Genomic DNA, 20528 nt, shown 5'->3' on the forward strand with positions numbered 1-20528 from the left:
ATGAGTGAGCACTCACTCACAAACGGTTTTCGGCCGCACGTCCTCGGCTCAGGGTGCGAGGCGTACGACGTCCCAGCCGGCGCCGCTGCGCCGGTAGACCAGCCGGTCGTGCATCCGGCTGCGTCGGCCCTGCCAGAACTCCACGACCTCGGGCACCACCAGGTAGCCACCCCAGTCGGGCGGGACGGGCACCTCGCCGTCGCCGTCGTCGGCGCCGAAGCGCTCCTCCATCGCCGCGTACGTCGCCGCGAGCTCCGCGCGCGACCCGACCGGCCGGGACTGGGCCGAGGCCCAGGCGCCGAGCTGGGCGCCGCGGGGGCGGGAGTGGAAGTAGCTCTCCACGCGAGCGGCGTCGAGGAGCCCGGCGGTCCCCTCCACCCGCACCTGGCGCTCGAGCGGGTGCCACGGGAAGAGCAGTGCGCACTGCGCGTTGGCCGCGAGCTCCTCGCCCTTGCGCGAGGCGTGGTTGGTGAAGAACACGAACCCGTCCGGACCGACGCCCTTGAGCAGGACCATCCGGCTCGACGGACGCCCCTCGGGCGTCGCGGTGGCGACCACCATCGCGTTGGGCTCGTGCACCCCCGCGGCGACCGCCTGCTCGAGCCAGCGCTCGAACATCTCGATCGGGTCGTCGGCCAGGTCGGGGAGGTCGAGACCCCCGCGGCCGTACTCCTCGCGCAGTCCGGAGAGGTCCATGCCGCCGAGGGTAGCCGCCGGGGACCGGCCCGGGCGGTCGTGCACAATGAGCCGTCCCGTGCTGTTCTCCGGGACTCCCTGATCCCCGGAGGAGTGGCATGAGCGAGATCCAGCACGGCCTTGAAGGCGTCGTCGCGTTCGAGACGCAGATCGCCGAGCCCGACAAGGAGGGCTCGGCCCTCCGCTACCGCGGCGTGGACATCGAGGACCTCGTCGGCCGGGTGCCGTTCGAGAACGTCTGGGGCCTGCTCGTCGACGGCTCGTACGACCCCGGGCTGCCGCCCGCCGAGCCCTACAACATCTCCATCCACACCGGCGACGTGCGCGCCGACGTGCAGGCCGCGGTCGCGATGCTCGCGCCGATGCTGGGGATGGGCCAGACCTACGACATCTCCGACGAACAGGCGCGCCTGGACCTGTCCCGCGTCGCCGTCATGGTGCTGTCGTACGCCGCCCAGTCCGCGCGCGGCCTCGGCCGGCCGGTCGTCACCCAGTCGGAGGTCGACCAGGGCCGCACCCTCGCCGAGCGGTTCCTCATCCGCTGGCGCGGGGAGGCCGACCCCCAGCACGCCCACGCGATCGACGCCTACTGGTCCTCGGCGGCCGAGCACGGCATGAACGCCTCGACCTTCACCGCGCGGGTGATCACCTCCACCGGTGCCGACGTGGCCGCCGCCTTCTCCGGCGCGATCGGCGCGATGTCAGGCCCGCTGCACGGCGGGGCGCCCTCGCGCGTCCTCGGGATGATCGAGGAGGTCGAGAAGCGCGACGGCGACGCGTCGTCGTACGTCAAGGAGCTGCTCGACAACGGCGAGCGCCTGATGGGCTTCGGCCACCGCGTCTACCGCGCCGAGGACCCGCGCGCCCGGGTGCTGCGGCGCACCGCCAAGGAGCTCGACGCACCGCGCTACGAGGTGGCGGAGGCCCTGGAGAAGGCGGCCCTCGCGGAGCTCCGCGAGCGACGCCCCGACCGGGTGCTGGAGACCAACGTCGAGTTCTGGGCGGCCATCGTCCTCGACTTCGCCGAGGTCCCCCCGCACATGTTCACCTCGATGTTCACCTGTGCCCGCACGGGCGGCTGGTCGGCCCACATCCTGGAGCAGAAGACCACCGGCCGGTTGATCCGCCCGTCGGCGGTCTACGCCGGGCCGGGCACCCGACCGGCCAGCGAGGTCGACGGCTGGCACGAGGCCTGGGGCGCCTGAGCGCCGGACCCGACAGCGCTCGGCCGGGTGGCACCGGTCAGCCGGCGGCCGGCCGGTCCTCGAGCTTGCAGGCGGGTGTGCCGCCGGGGAGCTTCTCGCGGTTGTCGGCCACCCAGCGGTAGGCGCGACGGGCGACGGGGTCCACGACCGGGGTGGTCATGATCCGGGAGACGACGCGCCACGGCAGCGGCCCCGTCCGCAGGATCGCGGCGAAGGCGCGGTGGCCGTAGTCGACCCGGCCGTCGGGGTGGACGTAGGGCATCTCGACCTGCGCCCGCTCCGGGTCGACGCCGAGGGCGTCGAGGTCCGCCGACTGCACCGTCGCGGCGTCGACGTCCACGCCCAGCCGGGGCACGAGCGCCGCGGTGCGCATGCAGAACCCGCAGTCGGCGTCGTTGAGCATCAGGCCGCGGTCCATGCCTCGAGCGTACGTCGCCGGTCGTCAGCCGCTCGTCACACGGGCGGCGGCTGGGCGAGGTACCAGGACGTCAGGCCCTTCGCGCCCTTGCGGGTCAGCGAGATGTGCATGTGGTCGCGGTGGCGCAGCGTCGGGGAGCACGTGCGGCGGCTGCGGCAGCCCGAGCTGAGGTAGCGCTTGGGGACGAACGCGTCGTAGGAGGCGTACATCGTGTCGTCCCAGATGACGTACATGATGCCCATCCGGCGGGCCAGGGCGTGCGGCTGGCCGGTGTCGTCGGGGGCGAGGACCTCGTCGAGGAGCGCCGCGGCGAGGGCTTGGTCGAGCGGGTCGTCGGCGTCGAGGAGCCAGTCGAAGGCACGGGCCTCCTTGTGCTCGCTCCTGCTCGACCCGGAGCAGGACCGCCCGATGGGTCCGTAGCCGCCGCCGCGCGCGGTGAGCCACGCGGCGAGCGCCAGCACCCCGGCCCGGGGCGTGGGCTTGCAGCCCGTCTGCGGCTGGTAGCCGGCGTACGGCTCCACGGGCATGAGGTAGGGCGCCGACGACGTGACGGTCCCGCGCCGGCTGGCGGCGTCGTCCGCCGAGGCCGCGGGGACGGCGCCCAGCACCATCGCGAGGGTCAGCAGGAGCGCTCCCCGGAGTAGCCCGACAGCGCGCAGTGACGCTCCCACGAGTCGTCCCACCCTTCACTGAGATCACACCTGACCCAGCGACCGTAGGGGGCGCCCGCAGCGGGCGTCAGGGGTTCTCGTGAACCACAGGACTGTAGTTCTCGAGCACCCGTCCGAAGCACCGGCTGAGCTCCGAGCCGCAGTAGTAGCCGTAGCCCGGGATCGGCTCGTAGCCCGAGGAGAGGTAGAGCGCGATGGCCTCGGGCTGCTTGAGCCCGGTCTCCAGGACGAGCGCCTCGATCCCGCTCGCCGCAGCCGTGGTCTCGAGGTGCGCGAGCATCCGGCGCGCGAGCCCGCGGCGCTGCGCCGCCGGGACGACGTACATCCGCTTGACCTCCGCGGTGACCTCGGCGCCGAGCGCCAGGACCGAGCTGCGCCGCCACGCGCCCGTCGCCACCGGGGCGTCGTCGAGGTAGCCGACGAAGAACTGCCCGAGCGGGTCCTCGAAGTCCGCGGGGTCGATCGGGGACTCGTCGCGACCGCCGTAGCGCTCGACGTACTCCTCCTGGACGGCCTCGATGAGCGCCTGCGCGTCGGGGTGGGTGATGGCGACCCGCTCGATGCGGAGGCCGGCGTTCATCGGGGATCCCCCATCGTGAGACGAGCGTGGGCGGGTGACACAATAGAGGCCTCTGACAGCGTCGTCAGGACCGCCCGTTCCCTTCACCGTGAGGCCCTCCATGACCGACGCCCTGCAGATCCCCGCCGAGCTCCTCCCGGCCGATGGCCGCTTCGGCGCGGGTCCGTCCAAGATCCAGACCAGCCACCTCGACGCGCTCGCCGCGACCGGCGCGACGCTCATGGGCACCTCCCACCGGCAGGCGCCGGTGAAGAAGACCGTCGGGCGGGTCCGCGAGGGGCTCACCGCCCTGTTCGACGTGCCCGAGGGCTACGAGGTGGTGCTCGGCAACGGCGGCGCCACCGCGTTCTGGGACATCGCCTGCTTCGGCCTGGTCCGGGAGAAGAGCCAGCACCTGTCCTTCGGTGAGTTCTCGTCCAAGTTCGCGACCTCGGCCAAGAAGGCACCGTGGCTGGCCGACCCCTCGGTCATCACGAGCGAGCCCGGCTCGCGCCCCGACGCGGTCGCCGAGGACGGCGTCGACACCTACGCGTGGGCGCACAACGAGACGTCCACCGCGGTGATGGCGCCTGTACGCCGCCCTGCCGGCGTCGCCGACGACGCGCTCGTCCTCGTGGACGCCACGTCCGGCGCCGGCGGCCTGCCGGTCGACCTCACCGAGGTGGACGCCTACTACTTCGCCCCGCAGAAGTGCTTCGCGTCCGACGGAGGCCTCTGGATCGCCCTCATGTCGCCGCGTGCCCTGGCCCGCGCGGAGGAGATCGCGTCGAGCGGACGCTACGTCCCGCCGTTCTTCGACCTGCCGACCGCCATCGACAACTCCTCGAAGAACCAGACCTACAACACCCCGTCCGTGGCCACCCTCTTCCTGATGGCCGAGCAGCTCGACTGGATGAACGCCCAGGGCGGGCTGAAGGGGATGGTCGAGCGCACCACGGCCTCGTCCGACGCCCTCTACGGCTGGGCGGAGCGGACGGACTACACGACCCCCTACGTCGCCGAGCCGGCCGACCGCTCGCTCGTCATCGGCACCATCGACTTCGACGACAGCATCGACGCGGCCGCGATCGCGGCGACGCTGCGCGCCAACGGCATCGTCGACACCGAGCCCTACCGCAAGCTGGGCCGCAACCAGCTGCGCATCGCGATGTACCCCGCGATCGACCCGGCCGACGTCGAGAGGCTCACCGCGGCGATCGACCACGTGGTCGCCCACGGCTGAGACCCGTCCGGCGCCCGTCAGCCGGTGAGGAGCTTGAGCACCGCTCGCTCGAGCGCCGCCTGCCGGGCGTCGGAGGAGTCGTACTCGCCACGGACCGTGATGGTCTGACCGCGCTCGTAGGCCTCGACGACCCGCGGGTCGACGTAGGACGTGCGAGCCAGGGTCGGGGTGTTGCCGAGGAACTCCGAGACCTCCTTCATCGCGCTGGAGACGGCGCGCTTGCGCGAGGCCTTGCTCTGCCCCGGCTCGGAGGTGTCGGCGAGGGCGGCGGCCGCGATCACGGTGGCGTGCCAGGTGCGGAAGTCCTTGGCCGTCGCGTCGATGCCGAAGCAGCCGCGGATGTAGTCGTTGACGTCGCTCGACGACAGGTCGCGCCAGCGCTTGCCGTCCTTCCAGGCCAGCAGCTCGTCACCCCCGCCGCGCCGGCGTCGCATCACCTCGAGCGCCTCGATCGCCGACGGGTCGTCGATCTCGATGTTGTGCTCCACGCCCGACTTGCCGACGAAGGCGAACCGCATGCGGTCGCCGTGCCGCGACACGTGCTCCTTGAGCAGCGTCGTCAGGCCGAAGGAGCCGTTGGTGTCGGTGTAGACATCGTTGCCGATGCGGAAGTAGCCGAGGTCGAGCAGCCGCACCGCCACGGCGCACGCCCGCTCGAGCGACATCCCCTCGGCGCCGATGTCGGTGAGCACCCGCTCGCGCGCCTTGGACAGCGCCTTGCCGAAGTCGAGGATCCGGTCGAACTTGGCGGCGTCGCGGCTGGCGCGCCACTGCGGGTGGTAGAGGTACTGGCGCCGGCCGGCGTCGTCGGTGCCGACGGCCTGCAGGTGGCCGTGGGGATAGGGCGTGATCCACACGTCGCGCCAGGCCGGGGGGATGACGAGCGCCTTGCAGCGCGCGACCTCCTCGGGTCCCAGCTTGTCGCCGTGCTGGTCGAGGTAGGTGAAGCCCTTGCCCGAGCGGCGACGCGTCCAACCGGGCTGGTGGGGAGCCGTCCGCCGCAGTCGAGGCATGCGGCGAACCTACTGGGCGCACGGTCGGCGACGTGCCACCCGGAGGGAGGGCATCGGTGGGGCCCACCGTCGGTCCGCCGACGCGGAGCAGCAGCGCCCCGGGTGTCCCGTCCGGGACGCCCGGGGCGCTGCCTCGCCGGTGGGTCCGCTCCGCTCGGGAGCGGACCGGATCAGGCGCGGATCATGATGGTGCGGACGACCGTGCCGTTCTTCTTGATGGTCACGACGTGCGCGCCGGAGGCCTTGGCGGCGCGGGCGGACACGACGTCCTCGTCACCGAGGCCCTGGGTCAGCTCGGCCAGCTTCTCGCCGTCGAGCTTGACGACCCACCGGACCTTCTTGCCCACGACGTCACCGGCTGCGCCGTCGTTGGTGGTGAGCGTGACCTTGACGCCGCGGTTCACCTTCGCGAACGAGAAGCGGCCCTCGGCGTCCACGACGGTGACGACACCGTTGGCGCCGGCCGGCCCGGTCGCGCCGGCCGGGCCCGCGGGACCGACCGCGCCAGCGGGACCGGCAGGACCGGCAGCACCGGCAGGCCCGGTGGCGCCGTCCTGGCCGTCCGTACCGTCCTGACCGTCCGTGCCGTCCACCCCGTCCTGCGCCTGCGCGAGGCTGGTGAACTCGTAGACGGTCGAGCCGTACTGCATCCGCTCGATGACGCCCTCACCCTTGACCCCCGAGCCCAGCGAGAACCCGCCGAACGCGACACGCGCCTGCGGCAGCGCGGCCTGCCACTCGGCCAGGGTGCCGTACCACTCCGAGCCCTGACCGCCGGCGGCGACGCCCGAGGGGTCGGCTGCCTTCGCGGTGGTGGACGACGACGACGTCAGCCACCACACGTTCCCGTAGACGGACTCGCCCACGAGGATGTTGTAGTCGTTGCCGTTGCCGGCGATGCCATCAGCGTCGAAGACCAGCTGCTTGCCGGGCTCGGGCTGGCTGCCGGCCCAGGTCATCGAGGCCGACGAGGGGATGCCGCCGGTGAGGGCGAAGTAGCCCGCGGCCTTGTCGGTGGACGTCGAGCCCTCGGTCCAGACGTGCAGGCCGTCGCGCAGGAACTCCACGTGTCCGGTGGCACGCGTGTCGGCGGTGTTGAGGTCGCCGGGACGGATGGTGGCCGAGGCGGCGTGGGCCGGGACGGTCGTCCCGGCGACGGCGATGGCCGCGGCGGTGGCAGTGGTGACGAGGGCCGCGAGACGGCGCGTGCGGGATGACATGAGTGGTTGACCCCTTCGAGGGCGAGCGGCACCGTGCCGCTGCGCTCGCACCACTGCGGGGCCTCGACGCCGAGGTCCACCGGCCAGGTGGTGCGGCGTCAAGGACACCCTGTCGTCTGCCACACCAGAGGCGCGTTCGGCCACTGCCCGTCCACCGTTCGACCACAGTGGACGTGTGCCTCCCGTGGGGATCGGCCACCCTCAGCGCGCGGTCTGCCTCAGCGCGCGGCCGGGCCGCCTCGCAGCACCCGCCGGGCGAGCTCGGCCTGGCTGGCGGACAACAGCTGCTCGGGGACGATGACCGGGGCGCGGCCCTCCACGACGAACGTGTAGGTGAACATGTCGGGCATCGGCGGCGTGCCCGTCGTCGGGGCCGTCACCACGGCCTCGTCGACCAGCGCGCGCAGGCCCGGCTCGACGGTGTCGTCGAGGTCGACCTCGACCGACTCCGTACGCCCGGCGAAGCCGCCGCTGCGCTCGACACGGAGCCGGCCCGCCGGCGCCCCCGCGGGCACCGGCTGCTCCGCCGGGGTCGACGCACCCGTCGGCGCCGCCGGCTCCACGCCGACCTGCGCCCACGCCTGCCGCACCGCGTCGGCGTGCTGCCCGGCGACCGCGACGGTCGCCGCGGCGAAGGTGGCGAAGTCGGAGTCCGTCGGGACGTCGCCGCTGACGAGGGCGTCGTACCAGATGCGGCCGGCGCCCTCGATCGTGCGGCCCCCGATCGCCACCGCGGCGAGCTGGAAGGTCTTGTTGGGGATCCCGGAGTTGAGGTGGACGCCGCCGTTGTCGTTGGAGGTCTCGACGTAGTCGTCCATGTGGCCGACCTGCGGGTCGGTGCCGAGATCGGGGTCGTCGTAGGCCGTGCCGGGAGCGGCCATGTCGCGCAGCGCCCGGGCCTGCACCGACGGCAGGAAGAGGCCCTCGCCGATGAGCCAGTCCCCCGCGTCGGCCGTCTGCTCGAGCAGCCACTGCTTGAGGCAGGAGGCGAAGGCGTCGGCGACGGACTCGTTGAGCGCGCCCGACTGGTCCTGGTAGGCCAGGCCGGCGGTGTGCTCGATGACGGCGTGGGAGAACTCGTGGGCCAGCACGTCGACCGGCCTGGTGAAGCGCTCGAAGACCCGGCCGTCCCCGTCGCCGAAAACCAGCTGCGTGCCGTCCCAGAAGGCGTTGTTGTAGGCCTCGCCGTAGTGGACGGTGATGCTCACCGTGGCGCCCGCGTCGTCGTGGGAGTCGCGCTGGAGGGCCTCGGCGAACATCCGGAGCGTCTGCTCGATCCCCGTGGCGGCCTCGTCGACCGCCGTGTCGCCGGTCGCCGGCTGGTCCGCCTCTCGCGCCGGCGTGCCGGGCAGGGTCGTCGTCGATCCCGCGTCGTGGACGATCCAGTCCGGTCCCGTCGCCACCTCCGCGCCGGCCGTCGGTGTCGAACGCGCCTCGAGGGCCCGCCGCGCCCGGAGGGCCTCGTCGTGCGCCGCAGCCTCGGGTCCGTCGACGCGCTCGACGAGCCAGGGCGGGATGAAGGTGCACCGAGGTGCCGCGCCAACCAGGTCGGCGGAGGTGTCCCGAGGAGTCATGGGACAGGTCTACCGCCTCGCTCCGACACCCGGTAGGCCCGCCACCCGCCGGACAGGCCGTCCTCCGGCGTCGGCCCCTCGCTCACGAAGTCTCGATCTGACGCTGCGGCCACTAGACTTCTTGGCGCTGCGGCCCTGCTGGCCGCGCCCGGCCCCTGTGGCCGCCTCGTCTCCGCCCCGGAAGGCCCCTGCATGCCCACCCAGTCCCGCTCCGACCTGCGCAACGTCGCGATCGTCGCGCACGTCGACCACGGCAAGACCACGCTGGTCGACGCGATGCTGCGCCAGGCCGGCGCCTTCACCGCGCACCAGGCCGAGAGCGTCGCGGACCGCGTCATGGACTCCGGCGACCTCGAGCGCGAGAAGGGCATCACCATCCTCGCCAAGAACACCGCGGTCCACTACGCCGGTCCGGCCGGTGGCGGCCAGCCGATGGTCATCAACATCATCGACACCCCCGGCCACGCCGACTTCGGCGGCGAGGTCGAGCGCGGGCTGTCCATGGTCGACGGCATCGTGCTGCTCGTCGACGCCTCCGAGGGTCCGCTCCCCCAGACCCGGTTCGTGCTGCGCAAGGCGCTCAACGCCGACATGCCGGTGATCCTCGTCGTCAACAAGACCGACCGCAGCGACGCCCGCATCACCGAGGTCGTCGACGAGTCCTACGAGCTCTTCATGGACCTGCTCGACGACTCGCACAGCCAGGACGCGCTGGACTTCCCCGTCGTCTACGCCTCCGGCAAGGCCGGCATCGCCTCCCTCGAGCAGCCCGAGAACGGCTCGATGCCGGAGGGCTCCGACCTCGAGCCGCTGTTCAAGACGATCCTGGAGACCATCCCGGCCCCGCAGTACGACGACGAGGCGCCGTTGCAGGCGCACGTCACCAACCTCGACTCCTCGCCGTTCCTCGGCCGGCTCGCGCTGCTCCGCGTCCACCAGGGGACGCTCAAGAAGGGCCAGACCGTGGCCTGGATGCGTCGTGACGGCGAGGTCAAGAACGTCCGGATCACCGAGCTCCTCGTCACCGAGGGCCTCGAGCGCAAGCCCGGCGAGTCCGCCGGTCCCGGCGACATCGTCGCCATCGCGGGCATCCCCGACATCACCATCGGCGAGACCCTGGCCGACGCCGAGAACCCGATCGCGCTGCCGCTCATCCACGTCGACGAGCCCGCGATCTCGATGACCATCGGCACCAACACCTCGCCGCTGGTCGGCAAGGTGAAGGGCGCCAAGGTCACCGCCCGCCTCGTCAAGGACCGCCTCGACGCCGAGCTCGTCGGCAACGTGTCGCTGCGCGTCCTGCCGACCGAGCGTCCCGACGCCTGGGAGGTCCAGGGCCGCGGCGAGCTGGCGCTGGCGATCCTCGTCGAGCAGATGCGCCGCGAGGGCTTCGAGCTCACCGTCGGCAAGCCGCAGGTCGTCACCCGCGAGGTCGACGGCAAGGTCCACGAGCCCTACGAGCGCCTCACCATCGACGCGCCGGAGGAGTACCTCGGCACCATCACCGAGCTCCTCGCCGCCCGCAAGGGCCGCATGGAGGGCATGACCAACCACGGCACCGGCTGGGTCCGCATGGACTTCGTCGTCCCGTCCCGTGGCCTCATCGGGTTCCGCACCGACTTCCTCACCGAGACCCGCGGCACCGGCATCGCGCACCACATCTCCGAGGGCTACCACCCGTGGGCCGGCGAGATCCGCTCGCGCAACAACGGCTCGCTGGTGGCCGACCGCGCCGGTGCGGCGACGGCGTACGCCATGACGTCGCTGCAGGAGCGCGGCGTGCTGTTCGTCGAGCCGACCACCGAGGTCTACGAGGGCATGATCGTCGGCGAGAACTCCCGCGCCGACGACATGGACGTCAACATCACCAAGGAGAAGCAGCAGACCAACATCCGGTCCGCCACCTCGGACAACTTCGAGAAGCTGATCCCGCCGAAGCGGCTCTCCCTCGAGCAGTGCCTGGAGTTCTGCCGCGAGGACGAGTGCGTCGAGGTCACCCCCGAGCAGGTGCGCATCCGCAAGGTCGTGCTCGACGCGAACGCACGGGCCAAGACCGCGAGCCGCGCCCGCAAGGCCAACAAGTAGCCGAGGCGTCGTGACCTCCCGCCCCGACCAGCCAGCCCGTCCGCACGACGACGCGCTCGCCGGGCGGCTGGCTGCGTGGCTGGAGGGTCTCGGCCTCGCCGAGCAGCTCGGCGCTGCCGGGCTGCCGACCTACGAGCGCGACGAGGCGGGGGTCGTGCGCTGGCACGAGCCGGCGACCGGCGAGCCCCTCGACGCCGAGCGCCTCGAGGACCTCGACCGGCAGCTGCGCTCGGTGGGTGACGACCCGACGCACGGGGTGCCGGTGGAGCTGGTGCGGCTGCGGCGCGAGGGCCGCGTCCGGGCGGCGCTGCTCGACGGCGGCTGGTCGTCCTACGCCGAGGTGGGCCGGATGCGAGGCGTCTCGGAGAACGCGGCCAGGTTCGCGCTGCACAAGGCCGCGGGGCGCCGTACGGTCCTGCTGGTGCAGCACCAGGGCGAGACCCTGGTGCCGAGGTTCCAGCTCGACGACACCGGGGAGGTCCGCAGCGAGCTGCTGCCCGTCCTCGAGCCGCTGCTGGCCGCGGGCATCGACCCGTGGCGGGTGTGGGCCTGGCTCACCACTCCGGCGGCGCTGCTCGGCGGTGACGTGCCGCACGAGGTGGCCCGCGACCCCGAGGAGCTGTCGGTGGTGCAGCGCGCCGCCGTCGCGCTGGCCGAGCGGGCTCGCACGACGCGCTGACCTGCGGCCCCCTCCGGTGACGGAGGTGGCCCGCAGGCGCGTCGCCCCACGCGGTCAGTCGGTGACGACCGCGACGCCCTCGACCCGGACGGGGCCGCGAACCACGACGAGGCGCAGCTCGCCGGTGCGGGTCTTGCGGAGGTCGACCTTGCGCAGCGCCTGGGAGCGGTTCTTGCCCCGCAGGTTGACCGTCTTGATCCGCTTTTGGCCGACGTAGACGTTGAGCAGCGCCGGCTGCTTCGTCGTCGTCACCACGAGCACGACCCGCGTCGCGCGCCGCACCTTCTTCGACAGCTCCGCTCCGCGGTCCTGCGAGGCGACGTAGTCGTTGCCGTAGGCGTTGCGGTCCTTCACCCGCGTCCAGCGACCGGACTGCCGGAAGGCGCCGTCGTCGTGGGGACGCGTGAACGTCCGGCGCTCCGGGGTCGCGTCGGCGACACCGGCCGCGTTGACCGCGGCGACGACGAGCTCGTGGGTGCCGGGCTTGGCCTTCACCGTCAGGGACCCGTCCGCGCAGTCGACCTCCTTGCCGTCGAGCGTGCACTCGAAGGTGGCCGGTGCGGTGGAGCTGCCGAAGCGGAAGCGCTGCTTGCGCTCCAGCACGATGGCTCCGTCCTTCGGGCCCCTCTCGACGGTCGTCTCCGGGCTCGGGACGGCGGCGAGCTTGAACGAGGCGTCGTTGACGTCGAAGAAGTAGTTGTCGACCGCCTCGATCTTGATGCGTACGTCGCCGCTGGTGACGTTGGGCATCGTCAGCCGCTCGGACCCGTCGTTGGGCGTGCTGGCCGCGAGCACGGTGCCGAACGTCGCCCCGCCGTCGGTCGACAGCGAGACCTTCACGCTGGCCGCGAGCCGCTGGGTGTTGTTGACCGCCCAGGTCACCGGCACCGTGGCGCCGCCCGGGACCGTGGTCCCGGCCCCGGCCTGGGAGGTGACGAGGAACGGACCCGCGCCGGGGTCGATCCCGAGCGTGACGTCGTCGTGCGCCAGCCCCCCGCCGTTGGGGAACAGGTCGCGCGCCGTCAGCCGGAACCTGATCGCCGGTGTCGTGTTGCCGAGGCTGCCGAGGTACTCGGCCCCGGGGAGGAACTCGGAGTAGCAGTCGAGGAGCGTGTCGGGCAGCTGCCGGTTGGGCAGGCCCGTGGCCGGCGGGCAGCTGCCCGTGGCGGCGTTGGTGTTGCCGGCGAGGATCTGCGCCATGTCGGGGAACACCCGCGTCGGGCTGCCGTCGGCGAGATTGATGCCCGGCGACGGGGACTTCAGGCTGTCCTCGTCGCTGACCACCGCGTCGTCGCCGAAGACGCGGAACAGCGGACCGTAGACCTTGCGGTTGTCGGGCAGGCTGGTGCCCGAGCCGAAGTCGGCCTGCTCCCAGAGGTAGACGAGCGGGTCGCCGTCGGCGTCGGTGCCGGACCCGGTCAACGCGAACGGCGTGCGGATCGGGATCGTCCTCGCAGCGGGCGCCGTCACCACCGGCGCCGTGTTGTCGGCGAGCTCGTCGGTCTGCGGCAGGTCGATGCCGTTGTTGTCGGCCGGCCCGCCCTTCTCGGTCTCACCGACGAACCCGCTGACGCCGGCGCTGCCGCTGGCCACCGTCAGCGGCGGCTGGTCGAGGTCGGAGGGCCCGCCCTCGAAGAACATCCGCGGCTCCTCGTTGAAGATCACCTGGAAGCCGCGGTCGTCGATCGGCTCGACCAGGGGGTTGCCGTCCTCGTCGGAGTTGAACACCTCGTCGTAGCCCCACTGGGCGATCGACACGTCCTGGCCGGTGAGGGTCTCGACGGCCGCCTCGACGCCCGCGTTGGTGTAGTCGGTGCCGCGGGTGAGGGTGATCGGACCGGTGGCCCCCGGGAAGTCGAGGGTGATCGACTCGCCGTCGGCGTCGAAGCCGCGCAGCGACACCGTCTGCACCTCGATGACGTTGTAGGGCGTCGACTGGACGGCCTCGACCTCGTCGACGGTGAGGAAGGAGAAGTAGGGGTCGGTGTGCGGCTGCAGGTCGTCGCGTCCGCAGATGCCGGCGTAGGCCATGACCGACGAGCCCGACCCCGGCTCGACCGAGGCCTCGGAGATGTTGTCGGCGCAGTTGCCGGCCGCTCCGTTGAAGGTGTGGTTGCCGCCGAACTGGTGCCCGATCTCGTGCGCGACGTAGTCGATCGCGAAGAAGTCGCCCTTGGGCTCCGCCAGCCCGGTGCAGCCGCCGCCCTTGTAGTCGCCGCCGACGACGCCGAGGTAGGCGACGCCGCCGCCGTCCTTGCCGAGCGCGATGTGGCCGACGTCGTAGCTGGAGGCGCCGATGAGCTGGCCCAGGACGGTGCGGTTCTGGCCGAGCGTGAGGATCGTGCAGCCGTCGAGGTCACCGGGGAGGTCGTCGTCCTCGGTGGTGGGGTCGCCCGGGTCGGCGACGTCGAAGCACGGGGCGGAGCCGCACGGTCCGTCGGGGCCGGTGGCCTCGGCCTCGGTGTCGAAGTTGAGCTTGTCGGTCTCGTTGACGAGGCGCAGCTCGGTGGCCAGGTCGTCGTTGTAGATCTGGTTGACGCGATTGATCAGCGTGACCTTCTCGGCCAGCACGTTGTCGGTGCCGAAGTAGGCCGCGTAGGACGGGTCGCTGGTGAGGGCGAGGCGGTAGAAGTGGCGGTCGACGCGCCTGCCGGCGTCCGCGTCCTTGGCCTGCGCCGCACGGACGGTGTCACGCAGCGCGGTGATCTCGCCCTCCGTGCGCTCGCGCTGCGGAGCCGGCAGGTCGGCGGAGAAGTAGCTCAGGTGCGCGGTGGAGCCGCGGCGGTTGTAGGCCGGGTCGACGTACCAGTCGCTGCGGCCACCGGGCGTGCGGACGAAGGCGTGGAAGCCCATCGGCGTGATGTCGAGCGCGACGGTGGCGCGCGGGTCGTCCACGCCGCGTCCCGACCAGGTGCGGATCTCGGGGTGCGCGCCCGCGAGCCCCGACTCCATGCGCTGGGTCTGCTCGACGCGGAAGGCCTGCAGGGAGCCGTCCGGGGCAGGGATCCGCACCACGGCGGAACCCTCGCCGGCCGGGAGCTCGTCGCGCAGCCCCGCGAGGTCGACCCGCGTGGCGGCGTAGGCCTTGGGCTCGACACGGATCTTGGACCCGCTGAGGTCGAAGCCTCGCAGCGGGGCGAAGGTGCGGTCGTCGGGCGCCGCCGTGGCGACCGGGACGGTCGCGACGAGCACCCCCGCTCCCAGGACGACGACGAGACTGGCGGCGATGCTGCGGATCCGGTGCGACATGCGTGCTCCTCAGTGGCGGTGGACGCAGCCTAGGGCCGCTCACCGACAGGGCGCCATACCTCCCGACGCGGACCGCCCTGCCCCCGACAGGATCGGGAGCAGGGCGGTCGTGGGCGGTCGTCGTACGCGGTCAGCGGGTGGTGGTGATCGCCACGCCCTCGATGCGGACCTGCTTGTCCTCGGCCACCACGATCCGGAGGTTCCCGGAGGTCGCTCCGTCGAGGTCGACCGTGCGCACCTGCTTGGTCCTGCCCTTGCCGCGCAGCGCGAACGTCTTGACCAGGTCACGGCCGACGAAGACCTCGACCGGGCCGGACGTCCTGCCGGTGCTCACGACGAGGCTCACGCTCGTGGCCCGGCGCAGCCGGTGCGACAGGGTCGCGCCCTGCTGCCGGGAGCGCGCGTAGTCGCCGCCGAAGGCCTTCGCCGAAGCCACGCGCTTCCAGGCCCCCCGGCTCTTCAGGGCACCGTCGTCGAGCGGGACGGTGAAGGTGCGCGTGACCGGGGTGGCGTCCACGTTGCCCGCGGCGTCGACGGCGGCGACGGACACGACGTGCGTGCCCGCGGACGGCTTCTTGACCTTGAGCGTGTCACCGCAGGCGATCGGCGCACCGTCCAGCGTGCACCTGAAGGTGGCCGGCGACTCGGAGGAGACCAGGCCGAACCGCGCCGTGCGCTTCAGCAGCACCGACCCGTCGGCCGGACCTGAGCCGATCGACGTGCTCGGCGCCGTGGTGTCGCCCGGGCCACCGGTCACGACCACCGTGAACGTGCGCTCCACCGGGTCGTTCGACCCGTCGGAGATCGTCACCGTGACGGGATAGGTCTCGGCAGCAGCGGTGACCTTGCCCCGCACCGCCCAGCGTGCCGTGGCGGGACGGACCCCGTCGGCGGTGGCCTCGACCCGGTCCAGGGTCAGCCCGGTCGGCAGTCCCGACGCGGTGGCGCTGATGCTGTCGGCGTCCACGGCGCCCGTGGTGGCCGACAGCTCCACGGCCGGGCTCACGCCCTGGCCGTAGGCCGCGGTCGTGGTGGTGGCGCCGGGGCCGTCGACCGACAGCGAGGGCCGGATCGAGAAGTCGGCGTTGTTGATGTCGAAGAAGTAGTTGCCGACCGCCTCGATCTTGATCCGGGCCTGCGTCGTCCCGTTGTTGGGCCAGGTGACCGGCGCGCTGCCGTCGTTGGGCGTGCTCTCCACCAGCACCGTCGGGAAGGTCAGCCCGCCGTCGGTCGACAGGCTGATCCGGACGTCGGGTGCCATCGTCGGCGCGTTCGTGCCCGCCACCGTCCAGGTCACGGTCTCGGTGCGACCGGCGACCGCGGCTCCGGGCGTGTTCTTGGAGTTCACCAGGAACGGGCCGGCGGCCTTGTCGAGGGTGAGCTTGACGTCGTCGTAGGCGTATCCGCCCGCCTCGGGGTCGAGGTCGCGAGCGGTGAAACGGAAGTTGAGCGACGGCTCGGTGTTGCCGGCCGCTGCCGACCCGACGTACGCCGCCGTGGGCAGCCACTCGGCGAAGCACTCCACCACGGGCACCGGCACGTTGCTCGCACCGCCGGTCGCCGGCGGCGCCGGCATCGGCGGGCACTCACCGCTGACGTTCGTGTTGTTGGCCGCGATCTGCGCCATGTCCGGGAAGGTGCGGCTGGGGTTGCCGTCCGCGATGTTCTCCCCGGGCGACTCGATCTCGAGCGTGCCGGCCGGCGTCACCGGGGCGTACGCACCGAAGATGCGGAACAGCGGGCCGTCCGCCTTGGCCTGGCTGCCGAGGCGTACGCCGGTCGCGCCGCCCCTGTCGTTCTGCTCCCAGATGTGGACCAGGGCGTCGCCGTCGGGGTCGGTGGCCGAGCCGGTCAGCGTGAACGGCGTCCGGATCGGGATGGTCCTGTCCGCCGGCGCCGTGGCGACGGGTGCCCGGTTGGCCGTGGTCGTGACCTGCCAGCCGGCGTTGTCGATGGGGCCGCCCTTGGCGGTCTCGCCGACGAAGCCCGAGGCGTCGCCGCTGGCGACGGCCACCGAGAGCTGCGGCTGGTTGCCGCCGGCGAGGCCGGGGCCGTTGAAGGTCACCTGGAAGCCGGCGTCGGTGAGGTCGCCGGACCCGCCGAACGCGGCCACGGTGACGGTGCCGGCACCGGTGACGGCCTCGATGGCCGCGTCGATGGCGGCCGTGGTCCAGGTCGTGCCCCGGACGATGGGCGCGGTGGTCTGGCCGTTGAAGGTGAGGGTGATCGACTCGCCGTCCGTGTCGAAGCCGCGCAGCGACACGGTCTGCACCTCGTTGATGGCGGGGCGCGGGGTGAGGACGTAGGTGGTGAGGTCGGTGATGCTGCGCTGCGAGAAGTACGGGTCGGTGTGCGGCTGGAGGTTGTCCTGCTGGCAGATGCCGGCGTAGGCCATCACCGAGGTGCCCGAGCCGGGCTCCCACGGCGAGCCGTTGCGGTTGCCGCCGCAGTTGTACTCGGTCCCGTTGAAGGTGTGCGGACCACCGAACTGGTGCCCGAGCTCGTGCGCGACGTAGTCGATGGCGAAGAAGTCGCCCTCGGGCGTCGGCAACCCGGTGCAGCCGGCCGCCTTGCGGTCGCCACCGACGACGCCCAGGCCGGCGATGCCGCCGCCGTTGACGCCGAGGGCGACGTGGCCGACGTCGAAGCTGGACGCCCCGACGAGCTGGCCGAGCACGATGCGGTTGCGGCTCAGGGTGGAGCTGCCGCAGCTGGTGAGCTGGGCGGGGGTGAAGCACGCGGCCGCGCCGCACGGCCCGTTGGGCTCGGTCGCCTCGGCGGCCGTGTCCAGGTTGAGGGCGTCGGACTCGTCGATCAGCAGCATCCGGATCGCCAGGTCGTCGTTGTAGATGTGGTTGACCCGGTTCATCAGGGTCACCTTCTCGCTCAGCACGTTGGCGGTGCCGAAGTACGTCGCGTACGACGGGTCGTTGAGGAGGGCGAGGCGGTAGGTCCGCAGGCTCACCGCGGTGCCGGGCGCCTCGCCGGCGGCCTGCTCCTGGGCGAGGTCCTGGTGGAGGTCGTGGTCGAGCTCGGGCTCGACGAGGCCGCGCTGCGGCGCCGGCACGTCGCTGCCGCGGTAGGAGACGTAGAGGCTCTGGTCGCCGTTGTAGGCCGGGTCGACGTACCAGGCGGCCTTCTCACCGGCTCCGCGCACCGAGGCGTGGAAGCCCGTGCGGGTCAGGTCGAGGCGGATGGACGCGGTGGGGTCCTCGACCCCGCGACCGGCGTACGTCCGGAGCTCGGGGTGCGCGGCGGCGAGGCCGTCCTGCATGACGGGCGACTCGGTGACGGCGAACTCCACGAGCTCGCCGGTCGGCGCCGGGACACGCACCACGACCGGGTCGGCGGAGGCGTCATCGGCGGGCGCCTGCTCGAGCCGCTGCGCGATCGCGGGGCGGTCGAGGGTGTAGGCCTCGTAGGCACGCGGCTGGACGCGGGCGTCGTTGCCGCCCTTCGCGCCGCGCTGCTGCTCGTTGGTGGAGGTCCAGTAGTCGTCTCCGGCTGCCGACGGCGCGGCTGGCGACGAGGTGGCCGGGGCGGTGAACGCCTGGAGGCCGGTGGCCGTCAGGACGACGGCGAGAGAGGTGGCGGCGATGGCGGCGGCTCTGCGCTGCGCCCGCCGGAGGGCGCGAGGGTAGGACAAGGACTGCTCCCGAGAGGGTCGAAGGGTGGCTCCAGCCCCTGTGACCGCTGGTGACAGTGGGATGGAAGCGTCAACCTAGATCCGCTCGCCCGGATTGGGAAGACGTCCACGTCCCATCGGGTGGGGCCCCGTCAGGCAGCCGGTGAGGCAGCCGTGCGGCGCAGGGTCGGTGCGAGCACGACCAGGCCCAGGAGCGGGAGGACCGCGAGCACGAGGAGCGCGCCGGGCATGCCGAGCGGACCGCTCAGCCCGGCGACCACGGCGGAGCCGATGCTGCCACCGATGAGGAAGAGCAGCGTCGAGACGCCGAGCGCGACGCCTCGTACGTCCTCGTGCACGGCGTCGCCCACGACGGCGCTCAGCGCGGGCTGGCCGAGGCCGAAGGCGAAGGTGACCAGCACGATGCCGACGACGAGCACGGTCGCGCTGGCCCAGAACGCGCCGGCGGTCGCCACGAGCAGCGCGCCCGAGGCGACGAGACCGGCGATCGCGAGCGAGCGGCTCGGCCCGATCCTGGTGAGCATCGGCCCCGTCACCTGCGGCACCAGCAGCGCGACGGCGGCGCTCGGCACCATGGCCAGGCCGACCTGCCACGCCTCCCAGCCCTCGGCGAGCAGCACGGCGGGCAGCGCGATGAGCATGGCGAACCACGAGGCGGGCACGGCGGAGGCCGCGATCGCGCTGCGCACGACGGTCGTGTTGCGGATCACCTCGACCGGCAGGAAGCCGTCGGGGCGTCGTCGTACGCTCGCGCGCACCGCGGGCACGCCGAGCACCAGCAGGACGGCGCCGAGGGCCGCGACGACCAGGCCGCCCGACGGGGACTGCACGAGCAGGACCATGCCGGCGGAGGTCAGCGCGACGAGCACGGCGCCCACCACGTCGAGGCGGGCACCGCTGCCGCCGGTCGGCAGCGCGCGCCACAGCAGCGGCACCACGAGGGCGCCGAGGATGGGCAGCGCCATCACGGCGCGCCAGCCGAAGGCCGCCTCGACGACACCGCCGATGAGCGGACCGAGGCAGCTGACGGCGGCCGCCACGCCGGCGAGCCGGCCGAAGGCGAGGCCACGCACCTCACCGCTGTAGCGCGCGGAGAGGATCGTCACGCCGAGCGTCGGTACGGCGGCGGCGCCTGCCCCCTGCAGCATCCGCGCGCCGAGCAGCACCTCGAAGGTGGGCGCGAGCGAGGCGACGAGCGCGCCGACCGACATCAGCACGAGCCCGGCGAGGAGGGGGCCGCGGACGCCGACGAGGTCGGAGATCCGGCCGTAGAGCGCCGTCGTCACCGCGAGCATCAGCACATAGAGGCTGATCGCCCAGGCGGCCAGGCCGGCGCTGACGCCGAGGTCCTCGCCGATCAGGGCGAGGGCGACCGCGGCGCTCGAGGAGCCCATGCCGGCGAGCCCGAACAGCAGCCCGAGCAGCATCGAGACGCGGCGGGAGTCGTCAGCCTGGTCGGTCGCAGGGTCGGTCTCGGTGGCGGAGGTCATCAAGGAGCGACAACCGCCGGTGGGGCCGGGTTGTTCCCCGGGGGCCTCAGGCGGGGATCAGCAGGGCTTGTAGTCGAACGTCAGGTCACTGAGGAAGATGCCCTGGTTCGTGTCGACGCCGCTGGAGAACTGGTTGGCCCAGTTCCAGTAGGTGATCGTGAACGACGAGATCGGGCCGGCGTAGCGGACGCGGATGTTGCCGGCAGTGCTCGAGACGTCGTTGAGCGCGTTGTTGGGCGACGTGTTGTAGTAGCGCTGCGTACCGTTCGGACCGTTGTTGTCGGACGTGATGGCCGACCCACGCGACTGCTCGACGTAGCCGGGCGTCAGCTCCAGGACGTCGTCGAAGTCGCCCGAGTTGGAGTCGACGTCCGTGACGGTGAAGGTCAGGTTGCTGACAGCCCGAGAGAACGAGAACGTGTAGGAACCACGGTCGTTGCGGCCCTGGGGGCTCGCGGACGTCGTCGACTGGACCAACGTCAGGGCCGAGGTACCCAGCCCACCAGCTGCGGAGACAACCTGCAGCGCGTTGCCGAAGGCGGTCTCGTTGCCGGGCTTCATGTTGCCGGCGTACGACGTCGACAGGCTGAGGGTCAGAGTGGGCACCGGGCCAGTGAGGTCGGGGTCGAAGGTCGCGGACCCGCTGCGACGGTCCGTCGCCCGTGTCCATGTCGTGTTGGCGCTGTCCCAGTCCAGGACCTGGTTCGTCCGAGGGTCGCACGGCGACGCGGCGAAGGCGGGCGCGGTCGTCGCAACAGCGACCACGGGAACCGTCCAGGC

General features: G+C 72.4%; 15 protein-coding genes. 4 read left to right on the forward strand and 11 right to left on the reverse strand.

The genetic code is table 11. The annotated features are described in order from the left end of the window. Positions 1-48: 48 nt before the first annotated feature. Entirely contained in the window at positions 49-696 is a 648-nt protein-coding gene (pdxH, locus tag HN031_RS04215) for a pyridoxamine 5'-phosphate oxidase (protein WP_172266767.1), read from the reverse strand. A gap of 98 nt (positions 697-794) precedes the next feature. Here pdxH and HN031_RS04220 point away from each other — a divergent pair, with 98 nt between their 5' ends. Then, positions 795-1901 (forward strand): citrate synthase 2, encoded by a 1107-nt coding sequence (locus tag HN031_RS04220; protein WP_172266770.1) that lies wholly within the window; start codon positions 795-797, stop codon positions 1899-1901. 37 nt (positions 1902-1938) lie between these two features. Here the strand turns inward: HN031_RS04220 and HN031_RS04225 are convergent, their stop codons facing one another. The 3 genes from HN031_RS04225 to HN031_RS04235 form a co-directional block, all read right to left on the reverse strand. Then, complete coding sequence (locus HN031_RS04225; protein WP_172266773.1) at positions 1939-2319, reverse strand: thiol-disulfide oxidoreductase DCC family protein; 381 nt, start codon at positions 2317-2319, stop codon at positions 1939-1941. Between the two features lie 35 nt (positions 2320-2354). Then, positions 2355-2990: a hypothetical protein gene (locus HN031_RS04230; RefSeq protein ID WP_172266776.1), complete on the reverse strand. Its 636-nt coding sequence runs from the start codon at positions 2988-2990 to the stop codon at positions 2355-2357. A gap of 67 nt (positions 2991-3057) precedes the next feature. Next, positions 3058-3570, reverse strand: coding sequence for a GNAT family N-acetyltransferase (locus HN031_RS04235; protein WP_172266779.1), 513 nt, complete (start codon positions 3568-3570; stop codon positions 3058-3060). Positions 3571-3670: 100 nt separating this feature from the next. Here HN031_RS04235 and serC point away from each other — a divergent pair, with 100 nt between their 5' ends. Continuing rightward, positions 3671-4792, forward strand: coding sequence for a phosphoserine transaminase (gene serC / locus HN031_RS04240; RefSeq protein WP_172266782.1), 1122 nt, complete (start codon positions 3671-3673; stop codon positions 4790-4792). Between the two features lie 17 nt (positions 4793-4809). On the opposite strand, the gene HN031_RS04245 is transcribed toward serC, so the two are convergent. The 3 genes from HN031_RS04245 to HN031_RS04255 all read right to left on the reverse strand — a co-directional run bounded on the left by HN031_RS04245 (position 4810) and on the right by HN031_RS04255 (position 8599). Beyond that, the gene (locus HN031_RS04245; RefSeq protein ID WP_172266785.1) at positions 4810-5805 is read right to left on the reverse strand and encodes a DNA topoisomerase IB; all 996 of its coding nucleotides are present in this window, start codon (positions 5803-5805) and stop codon (positions 4810-4812) included. Positions 5806-5975: 170 nt separating this feature from the next. Further along, entirely contained in the window at positions 5976-7025 is a 1050-nt protein-coding gene (locus tag HN031_RS21000) for a hypothetical protein (protein ID WP_216652045.1), read from the reverse strand. 218 nt (positions 7026-7243) lie between these two features. Then, positions 7244-8599, reverse strand: coding sequence for a protealysin inhibitor emfourin (locus HN031_RS04255; protein WP_172266788.1), 1356 nt, complete (start codon positions 8597-8599; stop codon positions 7244-7246). Positions 8600-8791: 192 nt separating this feature from the next. Between HN031_RS04255 and typA the strand changes: the two genes are divergently transcribed. Continuing rightward, a complete protein-coding gene (gene typA / locus HN031_RS04260) occupies positions 8792-10684 on the forward strand; it encodes a translational GTPase TypA (RefSeq protein WP_172266791.1) in 1893 nt (630 codons plus the stop codon). 10 nt (positions 10685-10694) lie between these two features. After that, on the forward strand, positions 10695-11363 hold the full coding sequence (locus HN031_RS04265) for a hypothetical protein (protein ID WP_172266794.1): 669 nt from the start codon (positions 10695-10697) through the stop codon (positions 11361-11363). Positions 11364-11417: 54 nt separating this feature from the next. On the opposite strand, the gene HN031_RS04270 is transcribed toward HN031_RS04265, so the two are convergent. From HN031_RS04270 to HN031_RS04285, 4 genes are all read right to left on the reverse strand, one after another. Beyond that, positions 11418-14612, reverse strand: a complete 3195-nt coding sequence (locus tag HN031_RS04270; protein ID WP_172266797.1) for a reprolysin-like metallopeptidase — start codon at positions 14610-14612, stop codon at positions 11418-11420. A gap of 130 nt (positions 14613-14742) precedes the next feature. Then, a complete protein-coding gene (locus tag HN031_RS21835) occupies positions 14743-18258 on the reverse strand; it encodes a M12 family metallo-peptidase (RefSeq protein ID WP_216652046.1) in 3516 nt (1171 codons plus the stop codon). A gap of 131 nt (positions 18259-18389) precedes the next feature. Continuing rightward, positions 18390-19748, reverse strand: a complete 1359-nt coding sequence (locus HN031_RS04280) for an MFS transporter (protein WP_172266800.1) — start codon at positions 19746-19748, stop codon at positions 18390-18392. A gap of 57 nt (positions 19749-19805) precedes the next feature. Next, entirely contained in the window at positions 19806-20354 is a 549-nt protein-coding gene (locus HN031_RS04285; RefSeq protein ID WP_172266803.1) for a hypothetical protein, read from the reverse strand. Between the last annotated feature and the right edge of the window lie 174 nt (positions 20355-20528).

It is taken from the genome of Nocardioides sp. zg-1308 (assembly GCF_013155375.1).
Taxonomy (GTDB): Bacteria; Actinomycetota; Actinomycetes; order Propionibacteriales; family Nocardioidaceae; genus Nocardioides; species Nocardioides renjunii.

Excerpts from the sequence above, each read along its gene's own strand:
- HN031_RS21000 (WP_216652045.1), bottom strand. The coding sequence starts at position 7,025 with ATGTCATCCCGCACGCGCCGTCTCGCGGCCCTCGTCACCACTGCCACC.
- HN031_RS04225 (WP_172266773.1), bottom strand. The coding sequence starts at position 2,319 with ATGGACCGCGGCCTGATGCTCAACGACGCCGACTGCGGGTTCTGCATG.
- serC (WP_172266782.1), top strand. The coding sequence starts at position 3,671 with ATGACCGACGCCCTGCAGATCCCCGCCGAGCTCCTCCCGGCCGATGGC.
- HN031_RS04235 (WP_172266779.1), bottom strand. The coding sequence starts at position 3,570 with ATGAACGCCGGCCTCCGCATCGAGCGGGTCGCCATCACCCACCCCGAC.
- HN031_RS04220 (WP_172266770.1), top strand. The coding sequence starts at position 795 with ATGAGCGAGATCCAGCACGGCCTTGAAGGCGTCGTCGCGTTCGAGACG.
- HN031_RS04255 (WP_172266788.1), bottom strand. The coding sequence starts at position 8,599 with ATGACTCCTCGGGACACCTCCGCCGACCTGGTTGGCGCGGCACCTCGG.
- HN031_RS04245 (WP_172266785.1), bottom strand. The coding sequence starts at position 5,805 with ATGCCTCGACTGCGGCGGACGGCTCCCCACCAGCCCGGTTGGACGCGT.
- pdxH (WP_172266767.1), bottom strand. The coding sequence starts at position 696 with ATGGACCTCTCCGGACTGCGCGAGGAGTACGGCCGCGGGGGTCTCGAC.
- typA (WP_172266791.1), top strand. The coding sequence starts at position 8,792 with ATGCCCACCCAGTCCCGCTCCGACCTGCGCAACGTCGCGATCGTCGCG.
- HN031_RS04280 (WP_172266800.1), bottom strand. The coding sequence starts at position 19,748 with ATGACCTCCGCCACCGAGACCGACCCTGCGACCGACCAGGCTGACGAC.
- HN031_RS04270 (WP_172266797.1), bottom strand. The coding sequence starts at position 14,612 with ATGTCGCACCGGATCCGCAGCATCGCCGCCAGTCTCGTCGTCGTCCTG.